Genomic DNA, 17,609 nt, shown 5'->3' with positions numbered 1-17,609 from the left:
CGCCCGCGGGGAGGGCACAGCTCGGCGCGCGTGCTTGCGACGGCAGGCTCGTTTCTATTCGAAATCCATTTTCACAAGGGGCATGAGTGTGGTGATGAAGTTCATCGGCAGGTTGAAAATCATTCGGGCGCTGGGGCCGCTGCTCGCGCTGGCGACGCTGCTGGCACCGGTGCCGTCGTGGGCCTGGTGGAACCAGGACTGGTCGTTCCGCAAACAGATCGTCATCGACACCAGTGCGCAAGGGGCGGACATCCAGAGTGCGCAGGCCAACGTGCCGGTGCTGGTGCGTCTGCATGAAGGCGTGTTTCGTTTCGAGGATGCCGGGGCAGGCGGCGCCGATCTGCGCTTCGTCGCCGAGGACGACAAGACGCCGCTCAAATATCACATCGAGAAATTCGACGCGGTCTTCAACCTGGCCTTCGTCTGGGTGCAGCTGCCCGCGATCAAGGCAGGTGGCGCGACCACGCTGTGGATGTACTACGGCAATCCCAAGGCCGCTGATGGCAGCGACATGCGAGCAACCTACGATCCCGATCAAGTGCTCGTATATCACTTCGCCGAGCGTGGCACGCCTGCGCAGGATGCGACGGGTTACGTCAATCATTCGCGAAGCACCGTGGCTTTCGAGGATGCCGCGCTGATCGGCAGCGGTGCGCGCTTCAGCGCCGGCAGCTCGCTGCTCGTTCCTGATTCGCCGTCGCTCGCGTTCGGGCCTGGCGCGACGTTGACCTGGCAGGCGTGGATTCATCCGGACAACGCCGACGGTGTCATCTATTCGCATCGCGACGGCGGTGCTGCTTTCATCATCGGGCTGGCCGGCGGTTCGCCATATGTATCGGTCATCGGTACAGACGGTGCCATTCGACGGACGCCAACGACGCAGCCACTCGGTGCCAAGGGCTGGCATCACCTTGCGGTGGCCGCAAGCGCTGAGCGCATCACGTTATATGTCGACGGCAAGGCTGGCCCCGAGTTGGCCGGACCGTTGCCCGCGATGGGCGGTGGCGCGACGGTGGGCGCCGATCCGCAAAATCCCGCGAGCCCGACGTTCACCGGCTTGCTCGATGAGTTGCAGATCTCACGTACCGCGCGCGATCCGGCGTGGTTTCGTGTGGCCGCGCTCAATCAGGGCCCGAGCGATCCGTTGGTTCAATACGGCGCCGATGAGCAGCTTTCGTCGTGGGGTTCAGGTTACGTCGGCGTGATCCTGAGCTCGGTGACGGTCGACGGCTGGGTGATCATCGCGCTGCTCGGCGTGATGGCGTTGGTCAGCTGGGCGGTGATGTTCAACAAGTCGCGGCAGGTGCTGTCCGCGGTGCGCGCGAATCGATCGTTCCTGGAGTTGTTTCGCTCGGTCGCCAGCGACTTCAGCGCGCTCAGTCATCAGCTTGCTGGCGGCAGCTTCGGCAGCAACATCGACGAGCCGCGTCGTCGGCTGATTCAACAGGCGCCTCTGTTCCGGATGTTTACTACCGGCATCACTGAGCTGCGTCAGCGCATCGCGGGCGACAGCTCGGGTCAGGCCGGTAAAGCGATGTATCTGTCGACGCAATCCATCGAGGCGATTCGCGCCGAGCTGGATCAATCGTTGGTGCAGGAGTCGCAGGCGCTCAACCGCTCGATGGTGCTGTTGACGATCGCCATCTCTGGCGGCCCGTTCCTCGGGCTGCTCGGCACGGTCATCGGCGTGATGATCACGTTCGCGGCCGTGGCGCTCGCGGGCGATGTGAACGTCAACGCAATCGCGCCCGGCATCGCGGCCGCACTGGTCGCAACGGTCGCCGGTCTCGGCGTCGCGATCCCGGCCTTGTTTGGTTACAACTATTTGCTGACGCGGATCAAGGACACCACGGTGCAGATGCAGGTGTTCGTCGACGCGTTCATCACGCGCATGGCGGAGAGCTACAAGGAGCCCCGTGCGCTGCGTGCTCTGGCGGCGGAGGACTGAGCATGCAGATGCAAGCGGACGATAAGCCGTACGACGACATCAACATCACGCCGATGCTGGATCTGGCGTATGTGCTGTTGATCATTTTCATCGTCATGACCACGGCGGCGGTGCAGGGAATCAAGGTCAATCTGCCCAAGGCGAGCGACACGCCGAGCCTGGCGAAGCCGAAGACGGTGGCGATCACCATCACCGACGGCGGCAAGATCTTTCTCGACGCCGTGCCGGTGACGCTCGACGAGCTGGCGCAGAAGCTGCGACAGAGGAAGGCAGTCGAGCCGGATCTGCCGGTAGTCGTGCGAGGTGACGGCGCCACGCAGTATCAGAACGTCGTCGACGTGCTGGCATTGCTCGCGCAACTCAACATCACGCAGCTCGGCCTGGTCACGCAGCGGCTGGTGCAGTAGGCGACATGAAGACTGTTTCGCCCACAATTCGCCGCATCGGCTTCGGCTTCGCCGTGCTGATATTTCTTGCGGGTGCCGTGCTTCTGGTGCGATGGCTCGGGCGTGGCTCGGCCATTCCATACAAAGCGCCTCCGCAGACGGTGCAGATGCGCCTGGTGGAAATGCCGCCGCCACCGCCACCACCTCCGCCGCCGCCGGAGCAGCGGATGGTGGAAGTCACAAAGCAGCCTGAGTTCACCGAAGAACCGCCACAGCAACAACAGAGTGCGGCCAACGAGCCGCCGCCCGGACCGCTGGGCCTCGACGTGCAAGGGCAGGGGGCGGGCGATGGCTTCAGTCTTGCCGGCCGGCCCGGAGGCAACGACTTGCTCGGTGGCGGCGGCGGGGGTGCCGGCAGTCGTTTCGGCTGGTACTCGGCCCTGGTGCAAGGACGAATCAGTCAGGCATTACAACAGCAGCGCGATCTCTACAACGCGCGCTACGAAGTGCCCGCGCTGATCTGGGTTGCCACGGACGGCAGGATCGAGCGGGTGCAATTGATCGAATCCTCCGGCAAGCCGGAGATCGATCGGCTGCTGGTGCGCACGATCGAAGCGATGCCCAAGCTGCCTCAGCCGCCGCCGCAGGATATGCCGCAACCCATCACCACGCGCATCCGGGCGTCGTGACTTTCAAAGAACATTTATCGAGCAGGAACTTAGTCACATGAGTCTCGCCATTGCTTCGCGCGCAGCCATCGCTGCCGCACTGTTGGGTTTACCGCTGGTGGCGTCCGCGCAGGACGGCATCACTGAAGAACTGATCCGTTTGCTGATCAAGCACAACGCGCTGCCTCGAGAGGAAGCGGAGGGGCTGATCAAAAAGTTACAACAGCAGACCGCGGCGGCGACACCGCCGGCGGCGCCGAGCACGGGCAAGAGCGGCGACGTGCGCGTCGTCTATGTTCCCGAAGCGGAAAAGCAGCGAATGCAGGCGGAGATCCAGGAAAACCTGCTCCAGACGGTCAAGGCGGAGAACTGGGCCCGACCCGATGCGTATCCCGAGTGGCTGGGGCGCATTTCTTTCGAGGGCGACGTGCGCATGCGCTACGAGCTCGATGCGTTCGATGACGGTAACTCGCCGTTCTTCATCGACTATCAGGAGATCAACAGCGGCTCGCCTTACGACGTCAACTCGACCAATCAGGAGCTGCCACCGCTGCTCAATACCACCGAGGATCGAAACATGATGCGCGCCCGCGCACGTTTCGGTCTCAAGGCGCAGGTCTCCGACACGCTCATCGCCGGGCTATCGTTCACGACGGGCAATACCACGAATCCCGTATCCACCAATCAGACTTTGGGCAGCGACTTCAACAAAGTCACATTCGTGATCGACCGCGCGTATCTGAATTTCCAGCCGGGCGCGGATTGGTCGCTGTCGGTGGGCCGCATGCCCAGCCCGTGGCTCGCGACGGAGTTGATCTGGGACGACGATCTGAACTTCGACGGCCTGGCGCTGCAGTTTCGTCATCAAGGCGAGGTGCTGACGCCGTTCGCCACCGTGGGCGCGTTCCCGGTCGAGAACACGGCGTTCGATTTCCCCTCGACCAATGTGGTCAAGGAGAGCAGCCGGGACAAGTGGCTGTACGGCGCGCAGCTCGGCGCCGGCCTGAAAATCGCGGACGAGACGCGCCTGTCGCTGGGCGTTGCTTATTACTACTTCGACAACGTGGAGGGCCAGCTGTCGTCGCTATGCCCGGCGTTCACCAGCTCGGTGGCGTGCGACTCTGATATTTCCCGACCGGCGTTTCTGCAGAAGGGCAATACGCTGTTCGCCCTGCGCGATCTGGCGGCGGATCCCAACAATCCGAACGGCCCGCAGTATCAATACTTCGGCTTTGCCTCGCCATTTCACATTCTCGATGTGACGACCAAGCTGGACATGGCAGTGACCGGGTCGTTGCGGTTGAGGTTCGATGCCGCGTACGTCGTCAATCTAGGGTATGACGAAGAGGATGTGATCGGCTTGTCGCCAGTCAACAACTACGGGCTCGATGACGAGTTGGAGACCGGCAACAAGGGTTACTACGGCCAGCTCACCTTCGGCTACCCGACGATTCGGGACTTCGGGCAATGGAATGTGAGCGGCGGCTATCGCTATCTGGAATCGGATGCGGTCGTGGCCACTTTCACCGATTCGGACTTTCACCTCGGCGGCACCAACACCAAGGGATTCCACGTCGGCGGCGCCTTCGGCATCACGCGCAACTCGTGGCTCGAGTTGCAGTGGTTGAGCGCGTCGGAAGTGAGCGGCGCGCCGCTGGCGGTGGATGTGTTTCAGCTCGATCTCAACGCACGGTTCTGATGCTCATGCGAACTCACAAACGCACTTGGACCCTGGCGGCGTTGCTGCTCACTCTGCCGCTGGCCTCACAAGCTCAACGCAGCGAGGCCGAGGATCGGCTGCGAGACCTGCTGCGTCAGACGACGATCGAGCTGCGCGACGCGCAGAGTCAGAACGTCGAGCTGCGCGCCAAGCTCGATGAGCTGACGGCCAAACAGGCAACCGCGACAGCAGCGGCGCGTCCGGCCGTCGATGTGACAGCGCTGCGTCGTGCGCAGGGCGAAGTGGAACAGCTGCGAGCCGCGCTGTCCGATGCACGTCTTGCCGTCGAGGCGCGAGATCAGGAGCTGGCGCAATCGAAAACAGCGTACTCACAGGCCGAGCAACTTGCGAACACACGCGACGCCGATGCGAAGCAGCTGGATGAGCGGCAGCGAACGTTGGCTCAGCGAGTCGACGGTTGCGAGCGCGACAACGCCCAGCTCGTCGATGTCGCGGAAGAAATCCTCGATCGCTATCGAAACAAAGGCGTCTGGGCGGCAATGCGTAACGCCGAACCGTTGACCGGCATTCATCGGGTGCAATTGGAAACCCTCGCGCAGAAATATCACTCGCGAATTCTCGAGCTGCGAGCCAAGCCCGACGCCACCGCGCCGAGCACTCAAGAGTCTCCCTGATCCAGGCGCGTCGCCGGGTCCGTCTGCTTTTTAAGGATCGATCATGTCGAGCTTCCCATACCGTCAGCGCAAATCTCGCAAGTCCGCGAAGTCCGCTCGGATGTCACCATCGACCTCCCGGCGTATCGCGCTGATCAGCGGCATCAGTCTCGCGTTGTCGAGTGGCGGTGTATGGGCGGCTCAGTTCGGCTCGCCGGCCTGGTTCGCGGCTCAGAGCAAAGCCGTGCCGGTGCAGAACGTGCAGGCGCCGGCGACGGATGCGGCAAGTAACAATCTGTCCGGCCGCGTTGTTACGCCGGATCAAGCATTGGTTCGTGCGCAACGTTCAGTTCAAAACCTGAGTCGTGCGGCAGAGATCATCGCCAGCGCGCAGTCCGCTCAAAACGCCGCGCGACAGCTCGCGTTGAGCGGGGCGAGCACTGTGCCGAATGGCTTGCAGGCCGGCGGCTTGCAAGTGGCCTCCGGTGTTGGAACTGATCCGAGCTTGTGGCAAAACGCCGCGCTGCCGACGCAGACCACAGAAGGCAGTCAGACGATCGTCACAGTCGAGCAGGACGCGACCAAGGCCATTCTCACTTGGGACAGCTTCAACGTCGGTCGCGATACGACGCTGCATTTCGATCAAACCCGCGGCACGCAGAGTGATGGCAGCAATGCGTGGATCGCACTCAATCGCGTGCTCGATACGCAGGCCGCGCCGAGTCAGATCCTCGGCAAGATCAAAGCGGAAGGCTCGGTGTATTTGATCAATCGCAACGGGATCGTGTTTGGTGGCGCGAGCCAGGTGAATACGCATTCGTTTCTCGCGTCGTCGCTGGCGTTGTTTTCCGAGGACGTGGCGACGAGCAACGCGACGTTCCTCGATTCGGGCATCGAGGCGGTCGCCGGGCGGGCCAGCTTCATTCTGGGCGGCGATATCAACTTCACGAGCCAGGAAGAGATTGACAACTGGCAGGCCCCGGGCGACATCGAAATCCTGGCCGGTGCGCAGATCGTCACGGGGCGGAATGGCTATTCGCTGATCGCGGCACCCAATGTTTCCAATGCCGGCACGATTCTCGCGCAGGATGGGCAAGCGATCGTGGCTGCGGGTGTAGGCATTAAATTGCAGCGCTTCGAGTTGGACAGTGCTCTGGCGATCCTCGGCAACAATGTCTGGATGCCGGCGCTCGCCGGCAACGTGACTCTCAATGACAGCGTACATCCACGAGGCCTGGGCACTGTCGAGAACAGCGGCCTCATCGGCGCCTCGCGTGGCAATGTCAGTGTGGTCGGGTTCGAAGTAAAGCAGTCCGGTATCGTGCAGGCTACGACCAGCGTGAGCCGGCCGGGCAGTATCTATATCGGAGCTCAAGACTCGCGCGGCGGGCTCATCGGTCCTCAGGCTCCCGCGCTCGGCGGCATCCTGGACTTCGGCTCGAACTCGCTCACGACCATCCTGCCGGAGCGCGACGGAGAGACCACGACGTCGGGTAGCGCCGCTGATCTGACGTTCACCGCGCCTGCAATGATCCTGGGCGGCGCGCAAGTCACGCTTCATGACGACGCGTTGGTACTGGCGCCGGGCGCCACCGTCGACCTGCTCGGCTGGGGACGCCGGAACCCTGCGAACAATCAGGAGGTGGCAGTCGAGCGCATCGAAATGGGCCACCGTGCGGTGATCGATGTCGCCGGCCTCGCCGATGTGCAACTGGCGATGTCGGCGAATCAAGTGACGATTCCGCGCGTCGGTCGTAACGAGCTCGCTGATTCTCCTTTGCAACGCGACGGCATTCTCTACACCGAAGAAGTGTCGGTTGACGGCCGTGTGTCAGGGACGCGTGGCGACGGTCTCGCGTGGTTCGGCTCGCCGCTGCTCAACATCGGCGGGTACATCGAAAACCAGCCACGCAAGATCGATCAGTTGCTCACCAGCGGTGGCACGATCGACATCGTCGGTCGCGAGCTGCTGACACGAAGCGACTCGTTGCTCAATCTCGACGGCGGTTACGTGCACTATCTCGGTGGCAGAGTGGAGACCACACGACTGCTCGGTGTGGACGGACGCGTCTACGACATCTCACAGGCCGATCCGGCTTTGCTGTACACGGGCATCGCTGGCCAATACGTGCGGAACTATTCGCGTTGGAATGCCAGCCGGACTTACGAGGATCCTTTGCTGGGCGGCAAGCTCGGCCGCTATGAGACCGCGTACATCGTCGGCGGCAGCGGCGGCACGCTCAATCTGGTGATGAGCGGCGCGACGCTGCTCGATGGCGAGATTAGCGCGCAGGCGGTGTCGGGCCGATATCAGATTGCCGAGGCGCATCCGGCCGAAGGCGGCAATTTCAACTTCGGCATGAACTCGGCTTTGGCCGCACGCGCTTTCAGCACCATTGGTTCGCTGCCTGCCGGAACTCACGTCGTGCTCGCGCGCGACACGGCTCCCGTTGCCGACGAATACGGCATGGACGACAGTGCGAGCAGCCTGCCCGGCAGCGATCTTGCGCCGACGGATCCCGGCAATCCGCTGTATTGGACGACGCTCTCGGCTGAATCGCTCAACGACGCGGGCTTCTCGAATGTCGCGCTCGGCAGCTCGTTGCGCGAAGTGCTCGTGCAGGAGGGCGCCGATCTCACCGTTCAGAACGGCGGCAGCATCGTGCTGAAGGGCGCACGCGTCGAAATCTACGGCAACCTGACTGCCCGCTCCGGTGAGATATCGGCCACGGCGACAGGCGTATGGCAATCCGGTCTGGAAGCTGTTGCCGTACCCATCGATGCCGATACCGGACTCGAAGCGCGCGGCGATGTCGTCGTCGGTGGCACGGCGTCGCTCGATGCCAGCGGCGAATGGGTGAACGACGGGTTTGTCGACATCGACCAGCGCAGCGGTCCTGCGTGGATCGATGGCGGCAAGATCACGCTCACCGCTCGGCAGAGAAGTATCAACGACGAGAGCGGTGCCAGCAGGGACTGGAGCGGCTCGATCTCCTTGCAAGCGGGCGCGACGCTCGATGTTTCTGGCGGAGGCTATGTCCTGCCGAACGGTGAGCTGGCGGTTCACGACGCCGTGCCCCTGGGCAAAGGCGGCGACATCGCGTTGCTCAGCTATGTTCGACCGCCGGAAAGCCCCTTTGCGTTCGCCGCGAGCAGCTTGCCCGTCAATGAGTCGGTCGGTCGTCTCGACTTCGCAGGTGCGCGATTGCTGGGTTACAGCCTCGGCGGCGGCGGCACGCTGAGCTTGCGCGCTCTGGATATTCAGATTGGTGGCGACCCGGTGAATACGGATCCGCGCACTTTGTATCTCGGCGCGGACTTTTTCGCAGGTCAGGGTTTCGGTGCATACGACCTCGCGGCCGAGCTCGATGCAACCATCGCCGCGGACGCGCAGATACATATCTCACAGCGCAATCTGATTCCTGATGTTCATGCGCTGGTCCAGGCGCCGACAGGCGCTGACCTGTACGGCGGACTCTACGGCGAGCTTGGCGTGCTGGACGCTTACTATCGCCCGGCAACGCATTTCTCGCTGCGTGCGGCCGACTTCATCGGCCGCGGTCTGGCGCCGAACCGGTCGGATATCACAGGAACCCTGTTGATGGCGGAGGGGGCCAGTCTGCTGCTGGATCCGGGCGCTTCGGTTCGACTTGGGTCGCGTAATCAGCTCACAGTTCTTGGCAGCATCGTCGCACCCGGTGGCGAAATTGTGCTGTCTGCGGACTCCACTCAAGACCTCGGCGAGTCGGCACCGCCCGTGGCAGATCAGATTCTTCCGGAAGGCTATTCGACTCCGAGCAAATCGCTCTGGCTGGGCGCCAACGCGTCGCTGGACGTGTCGGGCGTATCGTTGATCGATCCGCTGTCGACCCCATTGGCCACGACCGATGGGATGCGCACGCCGCGCAACGTCCGATTGCTCGACGGTGGCACGGTGACGCTCAGCAACGATACGGGTTACGTCGTCGTCGAGTCCGGCGCACGCATCGAGCTGTCCGGTACTGCCGATCGTTACGATTTGATCGAAAGCGGTCCGGTGGGCATCGCGTTGACGTCGCAAGAGGTGTGGAGCGATGCGGGTACGCTGACGCTGGCCGCGAGTAGCGGCCTGTTCTTCGATGGAAACATCCACGCCGAGGGCGGTGCGCCCGCGGCCGCGGGCGGCACGTTGATCCTGCGTCCGACCGGTGGTAACTCGACTGGCCTCGTCGGAGCCGCGGGCATCCTGTTCCACGAGAGCGGCAGTCAGCTGCCGGACGGACTGACTCCCGGTGACATCGTCGAGGCCGAGCTTGCACAGCCGTCGGGCGTGCTCCATTTCGCGGTGGATCGCCTGATCGATTCCGGGATCGAAACTTTGATCGCGGGCACCGACCCGCATCACAGCGGCAACCATGCGCCGCTGCCGATCGGTTTCGCCGGCGATGTTTCGTTGGCGCTCGATCGCGCTATTCTGCTCAACGCGTCCAGCTACGTTGCTTTGTCGGAGACGGCGCTGCGCCTCGACGAAGCGGGCGAGGGCGGCACGGTGCGTGTGCTGGCTCCCTATGTTTCGATCTCGGGCAATCACTTTGAGTCGATTCCCACGGTGAACGCGAATCTCGCGGCTCCGAGCGACGCAAGCCTGTCGGTCGAGGCCGGAACGATCGACCTCGGCGGTCAGTTCGCGCTGGAGAATTTCCGGAACGCTGCGTTCGTCAGTAGCGGCGACATTCGTTTCCACACGCGCGCCGACTTCGCATATTTCAATTCGAGCACCCAGCCGACGCCCGGCCAGCTGTTGACCGCAGGCAATCTCACGTTCACCGCCGCACAGCTCTATCCCGCGACCAACAATGCATTCGCGGTCGTTGCAGCCGGGGCGGTCGATGTCGCGACCGGCTTGCGTGAGGCGACCACGATTACGATTGCCGGCAACGGCGCTGCCAGCAGTGTGCCTTTGTCGGCAGGAGGAAGTCTGCTGCTCGATGCCACGCATATCGAGCAACGAGGAACGATCCGCGCGCCGGCCGGCTCGATCGTGCTCGGTGTGGACGATCCCAACGACACCGATACGCGCGCATCTTTCGGCAACCTTCCGCTCACCGCGACCGAATCGGTACGTCTTGCGGACAGTAGTCTCACCTCTGTGTCGCTGGACGGGCGACGAGTTCCGTACGGCACGACCGTCGACCAGACAAACTATCAAGACCAGTCGAATCCGCGGGTCACTCAGTATCCAGACCTCACGGCACCGCCGGAAAAGCAGATCGCGATTAGCGGCACGAAGGTCGCTCTCGATCCCGGCGCCACGGTCGATCTCGAAGGCGGCGGCGAGCTCTATGCACAGGAATGGATCGCCGGCACCGGCGGCTCGCGCGACGTGCTCTCGCGTACCAATACGGTTTATTCGGGAAATACCAAACGGGAAGTGCCGCTGTATGCGGACGGCCGTGCGGTCTACGCGATCGTGCCTGGGCAGTCGAGCGGCATTGCGCCCTATGATCCGGCGTTCGACACCGGCGACGTGCACATCGGCCAGTCGGTTTATCTCTCGGGAATGGAGGGGATTCCGGCGGGCGTCTACACGCTGATGCCCGCGCAGTACGCGACGCTGCCCGGTGCTTACCGCGTCGTGCAGGACACTGGCGCGATCGATACTCCGGCCAGTCTCAATGCGAAGTTGCCTGACGGCACGTTGCGCATGTCCGGCTACTTCACCGATGGGCTCACCGGTGCTCGCGATGCGCGCAACACTTCTTTCCTAGTGCAGTCGCGCGAGGTGTGGGGGCAGTACTCCGAGTACGCCATCACGGACATGGATGACTTTTTCAGTGACCAGGCGGCGAGCCAAGGCACGGCGCTGCCGCGGTTGATGCGCGACGCGGGTCGCTTGGCGCTCGCGGCTACTCAATCGCTGAGCCTCGGCGCGAGGCTGAACACGACGGCGGGCGAGGGTGGCGCCGGTGCGCAGGTCGATATCGCTTCCGAGCGTATTCAGATCATCGGCGGCGACGCGTCGGCGCGAGACGGTTATCTGCAGATTGCCGCGTCCGATCTCAACTCGCTCGGTGCCGCCAGTCTGCTGATCGGCGGTACACGCAGCCAGACCAAACAAGGCGTGACTATCGATGCGCAGACCAGCAGCCTCGTGGTCTCCAACGACGCTGGCAGCGCATTGCGAGGCCCGGAAATCCTGTTAGTCACGAACGGCGGCGGCGGTGCTGTCGAGGATGGTTTGTATCTCGAAAGCGGTAGCGCCATTCGTGCCCAAGGCGAGATCCCCGCGAGCGCGAGCGTGCCGATCAGGATCGGCCGCGAGGCGGATGCGGCCAACAACATCGCTGGTGTGAGCGGCGATGGCACGCTGTTGCGCGTTTCCAATGGCGCACCGGTGCTCGTCGACCGTCGCAACGTGACTGGCACCGGCGGTCTGTTACAGATTGGTGCCGGAGCGACGCTCGATGGCGGTGCCGTGCTGTCTCTGGATGCAACCGGCGACACGCGCCTGGATGCCACTGCGGTACTGGCGGCCCGCGCGATCGACGCCAATAGTTCGCTGGTCAGCATCGTTGCCAATGCAGCGGACGGCGCAGGGCTCGGTGGACTCGTCATCGGTGCTCAGACGCTCGCGCAGCTGAGCAATTCCGAGAGCATCACATTGCGGAGTCGTGGCGACCTGAACTTCGTCGGCGCCGTCGATATCTCGTTGGATGATGCAGCGTTGAATCTCAGTGCCGGCCGGTTCGTCAGCGATGGCAACGACGTGCACCTCGGTGCGCGAACGCTGACGCTGAGTAACGAGCTCAACGGCAGCACATCGGGAACGGCGAGCGGCGCGGGCAGCTCATTGGGTTTGAGTGCGACGACGCTGCAGTTCGGCGCAGGCGAGGCGCGATTCGCAGGTTTCGCAAACGTCAATGCCAGCGCTACGCAAATGATCACCGGCGAGGGCACTGGCACGGCTGACTTTGCCGATGCGACGCTGACGTTGACGGCGCCCGTGTTGGTCGGCGGCGAGGCGGCCAATACGACGCTGAAGACGACCGGCAACGTGCATCTGGTGGCCGGCGCAGGCAGCGTGCCCGATGACTTGCCGATCGGCGGTGCGTTATCGCTGGTCGGCGGCAGCATTGACGGCAACGCGCATTTCGCCGCACCGGCCGGTCGTATCAGTCTGCGCGCTACGCAAGGCGACGTTGCACTCGACGCCGGCACCGTCATCGACGTCTCCGGTATTGCGAAGCAATTCTTCGACGTGACTCGTTACGCCGGCGGTGGCGCGATTCTGCTCAGCGCCGATCACGGCGATGTGCGCGTGGCTCAGGGAACGACGCTCGATTTCGCCGGCCACGAGAATGGCGGCAACGCCGGCAGCCTCAGTGTCAGCGCGGCTGAGGGAAGCGCGCTGCTCGATGGCAATTTGCAGGGCCGCGCTGCCGCCGGTCAGATCGGCGGCAGCTTCAGCCTCGATACTGGCAGCGCCGTGGTACTCGATGCGCTCGCCGATCGTTTGTTAGCAGGTGGCATCAACGGCGCGATCGCCGTGCAGACGCGCAGTGGCAATCTCGAGCTGTCCGCCGACCGTACATTGACCGCGCAGAGCGTTCGGCTTGCCGCCGATGGCGGCGCAGGCGGGATCGCTGCGACCGAAGGCCACGTCATCATCGGCGGCACGATCGATGCGTCGGGCAGGAAGGGCGGTGAGATCGAGTTGTTCGGTAAGAGCGGGGTCGAGGTGCACGGCACATTGCTGGCGAATGGTTCCAGCGCCGATGAGCTCGGCGGCACGGTCAAGCTCTACACCAGCGGCGTGACGGACGGCACATACAACGCGAGCTACGGCTATCAGAACGTCACAGCAGCCGGCTCCGGTCGTATCTCCATCGACAGCGACGCCATCATCGATGTTTCCGGCGGCAGCGCCGGCGGTCTCTCAGGTGGCAAGGTGCATCTGCGTGCGCCGTTGCTGAACGATGGCGACGTCAATGTTTCTATCGTCGACGGCGCACAGATCCGCGGTGCGCGTGAAGTTGCGCTGGAAGCCTATGCGGTGTGGAGCACGACGGACTCAACAACCGGCAACCAGCACTTCGACGGCATCGTCGATCCCGCGGGTTGGTACGACAGTCAGGGCAATCTGCTGCCGGGCACGTTCACCACCCGAACGGGCGTGGTCCTTGGCGGCACCGGCGATTTGACCCGGGACTACTTCAGCCCGACCACGCCGAATGCCGATCATGTCGGGTTCTACCAAGACACGCTGGCTGACTTCGTGCAGCAACCGGGATTTACATTCGAGGACCGCTTCGCGCACGTCGCGAATTTCGTCGCTCAACCCGGCGTCGAGCTGCAGAACCCGAGCCCGGCGATCAACGACGGCAAGATTTCGGTGCTGACGAACTGGAATCTGGGCGCTACGGATGCGACCAACAATTTCATCTATCGTTATAACGGCGTGGCGCCGTTCCTCACGCTGCGCGCTGAGAACGATGTGTCGATGCAGGCGAGCATCAGCGACGGGTTCCACCAGTATTGGAACGATACGCTGAGCGCTGCCTTGACGATCTGGACTCGTGACGACGCACTGGCGGTGTTCACCAGCAACGGCCTGGCGGCGGCGCGCGTCAATGGCGCCAACTTCCAGGTGTTTCAACCGGACACGTTGACGACTGGCTCGCCGGAAGAGCAGAGCACGTACTACGAAATGTATCGGGCCTACACGGCGCTGTTTTCGGCGGCTCAGGGACAATATGGCGTTCGTGGCAACGCTCGTCTGGTGGCGGCGGCGCAGGCGGCCAACCAGAGAGGCTTTTCGACGGGCCCCAACCCGGCCAATCCAGCGCCCACCGCGCCACTGACTCTGCAGGACTATCCGGCTTATCTACAGGCGTATGTCACCTATGCGAGGGCGGTATTGAGGAATTGGAACGGCGCCAACAGCGTCGCCATTCCGCATCTGCAGTCGCCATCGCCGCCGCCGCCGGGCCTGATGCCGCTCAATGTTTCTAGATCCGCGAACACGCCCGCACCCGTGGCGTCAAACTACGATCGACTTCCGCTGCACACCGCGACACTGATCGGAGGCGGCAGCAGCTACCACATCGTTGCGGGTGCCGACTGGGACAGCAGCGATCCACTGGCGGTGCGGGCAGCGAGCGATGCCGGCGATATCGTCGTCGACGGTCACACGATCTACACCGACGCTGTCAGTGGGCGCGACGTGCTGTTGCCGACGTTGTTACGTACGGGCACCGGTAGCGTTGAGCTCGCCGCGGCTCGAGACATCCGCCTCGATGATTCGATGGCCCCGGCAGCGATCTACAGCGCCGGTCGACCGGCGGACGCTACTGCTGTAACCAACGCGGTCAGTCTTCGCACCGCCACCAGCGCTCTTGCTGGTTATCGTGCGGCGTTCCTGATCACGGGCCGCGTCAATCCGGAGAGCGCCGGCAATATCAGCCTCACGGCAGGGCGCGATATCGTCGGCAACCAGCAGCTCTACGACGTCGATGGCAGGATCACTGGCATCGCGGGAAGTTACATCGGCCAGTACTGGTGGCCCTGGATGCAAACGGGTAACACCAGCGACGCTTCCTCGATCAATTTCGGCGCGTTTGGCCAGGGAGTGATGAGCATCGGTGGAAACATTGCGGTCGCTGCGGGCCGTGACATTCGTGAGCTGTCGGTGTCGCTGCCGACGACATGGACGCTGACGCCGGATGTCGATGGCGTGCAGGAGTTGACCGTGTATGGCGGCGGAGATCTAAGCGTCACCGCGGGCCGCGATGTCCTCGCCGGCACGTACTTTGTTTCGAAGGGCGAGGGCGCGTTGACGGCGGGCAGTCGCATCGGTTCCGGGTTCACGCTGGACACGCTTTATTCCATCAACAGATTGCCGATTTCGACGCCGGTCGCGCCCATCCTTGCGCTCCAGGACGCAAGCTGGCAGGTCGGTGCTGCGCAAGGGGTGGACATTGGCGGTATCTACAATCCCTCGTACGTGCGCCGTGTGGAGGGCCTCTTCAGCGCGGCCGACTCGCAGGCGTACAGCACCGATTCGTCGATATCGATCACGTCGACTTCAGGTGACGTCGCGCTCAGCACCATGATCTTGCCGGCCGCATTGTTTTCTTATGGCAGGAGCCAGGACAGTGCGGGAGTGACCAATGCTCAGCCGCAGATCGAAGACGTGCTGCCGGCGAGCATCGACGCCGTGGCGCTCAACGGCAGCCTGTCGGTCGAAGCGGGCGGCCTGATGTTCCCGTCGGCCACGGGAGCGCTGAGCTTGATCGCCGCGGAGAACCTGAGCTTGTTTTCGCGTCGGGCGATCGAGTCCGCGAACAACAGCAGATTGACGATGGCGGACATCGATGCAGCGACGTTACTGCCGTCGCCGGTCCGGCAGCTCGGCATCAGCAACAGTTTCTCCAATCCACTGACGGCGATGCTTCCAACCCGCTACGAGATGGCCAATCTGCATCGCGAGGCCACCGATCCGGTCCGTCTCTATGCACTCGACGGAGATATCGTCGGCGGCTTCACCGGCAGATTGGGTGCCACCGTGAATTCGCTGACGGTGCGACTGCCGAAGGCCGCGCTGATCCAGGCCGGCCGGGATGTCGTCGACCTCGACCTGCGTGCTCAGAATCATCGCGACACGGACGTCACGCGCGTCGTTGCCGGCCGCGATATCTACTACACGCCTCCCAACGTCCGAGACACGGATGACGGTCTCGGCTACGCCAGCGTTCCAGGATTGCACCTCGAGATCGCCGGCCCTGGCGTGCTGGATGTGGTCGCCGGCCGCAACCTCGGCCCGCTCACGTCAGCACCGGCTCAGAACACCGGCATCCGCAGCACCGGCAACCTCAGCAACGCTGGATTGCCGTACGACGGCGCCGATATCAGCGTGCGCTTCGGTGTCGGGCCGGGCATGGCTACTGACGCATTCGCGGCTCGCTACCTCGATCCCTCGCAGCACCAGCCCGATATCCCGGACTACGGCGACAAGTTGCTGGCGTACATGCGAGCGTACTTTGCCGATCATCCGGAAGAGGGCGGCGCAGAGTTGACCGTGACAACAGCGTGGCAAACGTTCCAGCAGCTGCCCGAGTATCGTCGCCAGCTATTGGTGCAAGAGGTGTTCCTCGATCTGCTCAATCGAGTGGGCGCGGATTATCACGATCCGCTCAGCGCTCATTTTGAGCAATACGCACGCGGCTACGAGGCGATCAACACGCTGTTCCCGGCCGGGCTGGGCTATACCGCGAACAGTCTCGAGGGCGGCACCAACGGCGCCGAGGAGCCGGTCATGACTGGCAATCTCGATATGCGCGGCTCGACGATACAAACGCGGCGCGGAGGAAATATTTCTATTCTCGGACCGGGCGGCCAGGTGCTGGTCGGCAGTTCGTCCGCGCCGCCGGTGATCCTCGACGACCTCGGCAACGTGCAGGTCGGCCCGAGCGAGCAGGGCATTTTGACGATGGAGCGCGGCTCGATCGGTATCTTCAGCGACCTGAGCGTGCTGTTGGCGCAAAGCCGCGTATTCACCGAGCAGGGTGGCGACATTCTGATGTGGAGCTCGAACGGCGACATCAACGCGGGCAAGGGCGCAAAGACGAGCTCTGAAAAACCGCCGGTCATCTTCGACTGCGACCAGGATCGCTACTGTCGTGTCGATGCTGGCGGCCAGGTCACCGGCGCTGGCATCGCGACGCTGCAGACCACGCCGGACGCGCCCGCCGGGGATGCGGTGCTGGTCGCGCCACGTGGCACGGTCGACGCCGGCGATGCAGGCATTCGCGCGTCGGGCAATCTGGTCATTGCTGCTTTCTCGGTGGCCAATGCCGACAACATCCAGGTGCAAGGTGAAACCGTCGGTGTGCCGGTATCGACCGTCAACGTCGGTGCGCTCAGTAGTGCGAGCAGCGCGGCGGCGGCTGCTCAAAAATCCGCCGATGAGCTTGCGAATCAGCGGCCGCGCGAGCGTGCAGCTTCGATGATCACCGTCGAGGTGGTCGGGTTGGGCAAGCCTGAGGAGAAGAAGAAATGAGTATTTTCGTTCGTATATTAATAAGCGCTTAAGACCGCGCTAGCACTTCCTTAACATTGGGTGTTTTTGCCGAAACCGAAAATAACTTTCTTACATAAGGAGTTGAGTGAATCACGAGAGACGGCTGAGGACCGTCGCGTTCACTGTAGGAAAACTGCCATGTGCGCTGTTCAGTCTCGCTCGCGCCCCGGAGCACTACCGGCGCCGGAGCGACACGGAATCTCACATTCAGTTGT

At 63.2% G+C, this 17,609-nt stretch carries 6 protein-coding genes; all 6 read left to right on the top strand.

Features of this window, described 5'->3' with window-relative positions:
• The first annotated feature begins 82 nt into the window (after positions 1 to 82).
• From ACFPN2_RS32280 to ACFPN2_RS32255, 6 genes are read left to right on the top strand one after another with little or no spacing between them, the layout of a single operon-like run.
• Positions 83 to 1,948 carry a DUF2341 domain-containing protein gene (locus tag ACFPN2_RS32280; RefSeq protein WP_380604437.1) on the top strand — a complete coding sequence of 622 codons (1,866 nt, stop codon included), beginning with the start codon at positions 83 to 85 and terminating at the stop codon, positions 1,946 to 1,948.
• Positions 1,949 to 1,950: 2 nt separating this feature from the next.
• Positions 1,951 to 2,355 (top strand): ExbD/TolR family protein, encoded by a 405-nt coding sequence (locus tag ACFPN2_RS32275; protein ID WP_380604435.1) that lies wholly within the window; start codon positions 1,951 to 1,953, stop codon positions 2,353 to 2,355.
• A 5-nt stretch (positions 2,356 to 2,360) separates the two neighbouring features.
• A complete protein-coding gene (locus tag ACFPN2_RS32270) occupies positions 2,361 to 3,023 on the top strand; it encodes an energy transducer TonB family protein (RefSeq protein WP_380604433.1) in 663 nt (220 codons plus the stop codon).
• A gap of 37 nt (positions 3,024 to 3,060) precedes the next feature.
• The gene (locus ACFPN2_RS32265; protein ID WP_380604431.1) at positions 3,061 to 4,701 is read left to right on the top strand and encodes a putative porin; all 1,641 of its coding nucleotides are present in this window, start codon (positions 3,061 to 3,063) and stop codon (positions 4,699 to 4,701) included.
• 5 nt (positions 4,702 to 4,706) lie between these two features.
• Positions 4,707 to 5,357 (top strand): hypothetical protein, encoded by a 651-nt coding sequence (locus ACFPN2_RS32260; protein WP_380604429.1) that lies wholly within the window; start codon positions 4,707 to 4,709, stop codon positions 5,355 to 5,357.
• A 43-nt stretch (positions 5,358 to 5,400) separates the two neighbouring features.
• The gene (locus ACFPN2_RS32255) at positions 5,401 to 17,373 is read left to right on the top strand and encodes a filamentous haemagglutinin family protein (protein ID WP_380604427.1); all 11,973 of its coding nucleotides are present in this window, start codon (positions 5,401 to 5,403) and stop codon (positions 17,371 to 17,373) included.
• Positions 17,374 to 17,609 lie beyond the last annotated feature (236 nt).

The organism is Steroidobacter flavus (assembly GCF_042651805.1).
Lineage (GTDB): Bacteria > Pseudomonadota > Gammaproteobacteria > Steroidobacterales > Steroidobacteraceae > Steroidobacter > Steroidobacter flavus.
This window is presented reverse-complemented; position numbering and strand designations above follow the sequence as displayed.

Bases quoted from the DNA above. Each gene is read 5' to 3' on its own strand.
- ACFPN2_RS32280 (WP_380604437.1), top strand. From the start codon at position 83: ATGAGTGTGGTGATGAAGTTCATCGGCAGGTTGAAAATCATTCGGGCG.
- ACFPN2_RS32275 (WP_380604435.1), top strand. From the start codon at position 1,951: ATGCAGATGCAAGCGGACGATAAGCCGTACGACGACATCAACATCACG.
- ACFPN2_RS32270 (WP_380604433.1), top strand. From the start codon at position 2,361: ATGAAGACTGTTTCGCCCACAATTCGCCGCATCGGCTTCGGCTTCGCC.
- ACFPN2_RS32265 (WP_380604431.1), top strand. From the start codon at position 3,061: ATGAGTCTCGCCATTGCTTCGCGCGCAGCCATCGCTGCCGCACTGTTG.
- ACFPN2_RS32260 (WP_380604429.1), top strand. From the start codon at position 4,707: ATGCGAACTCACAAACGCACTTGGACCCTGGCGGCGTTGCTGCTCACT.
- ACFPN2_RS32255 (WP_380604427.1), top strand. From the start codon at position 5,401: ATGTCGAGCTTCCCATACCGTCAGCGCAAATCTCGCAAGTCCGCGAAG.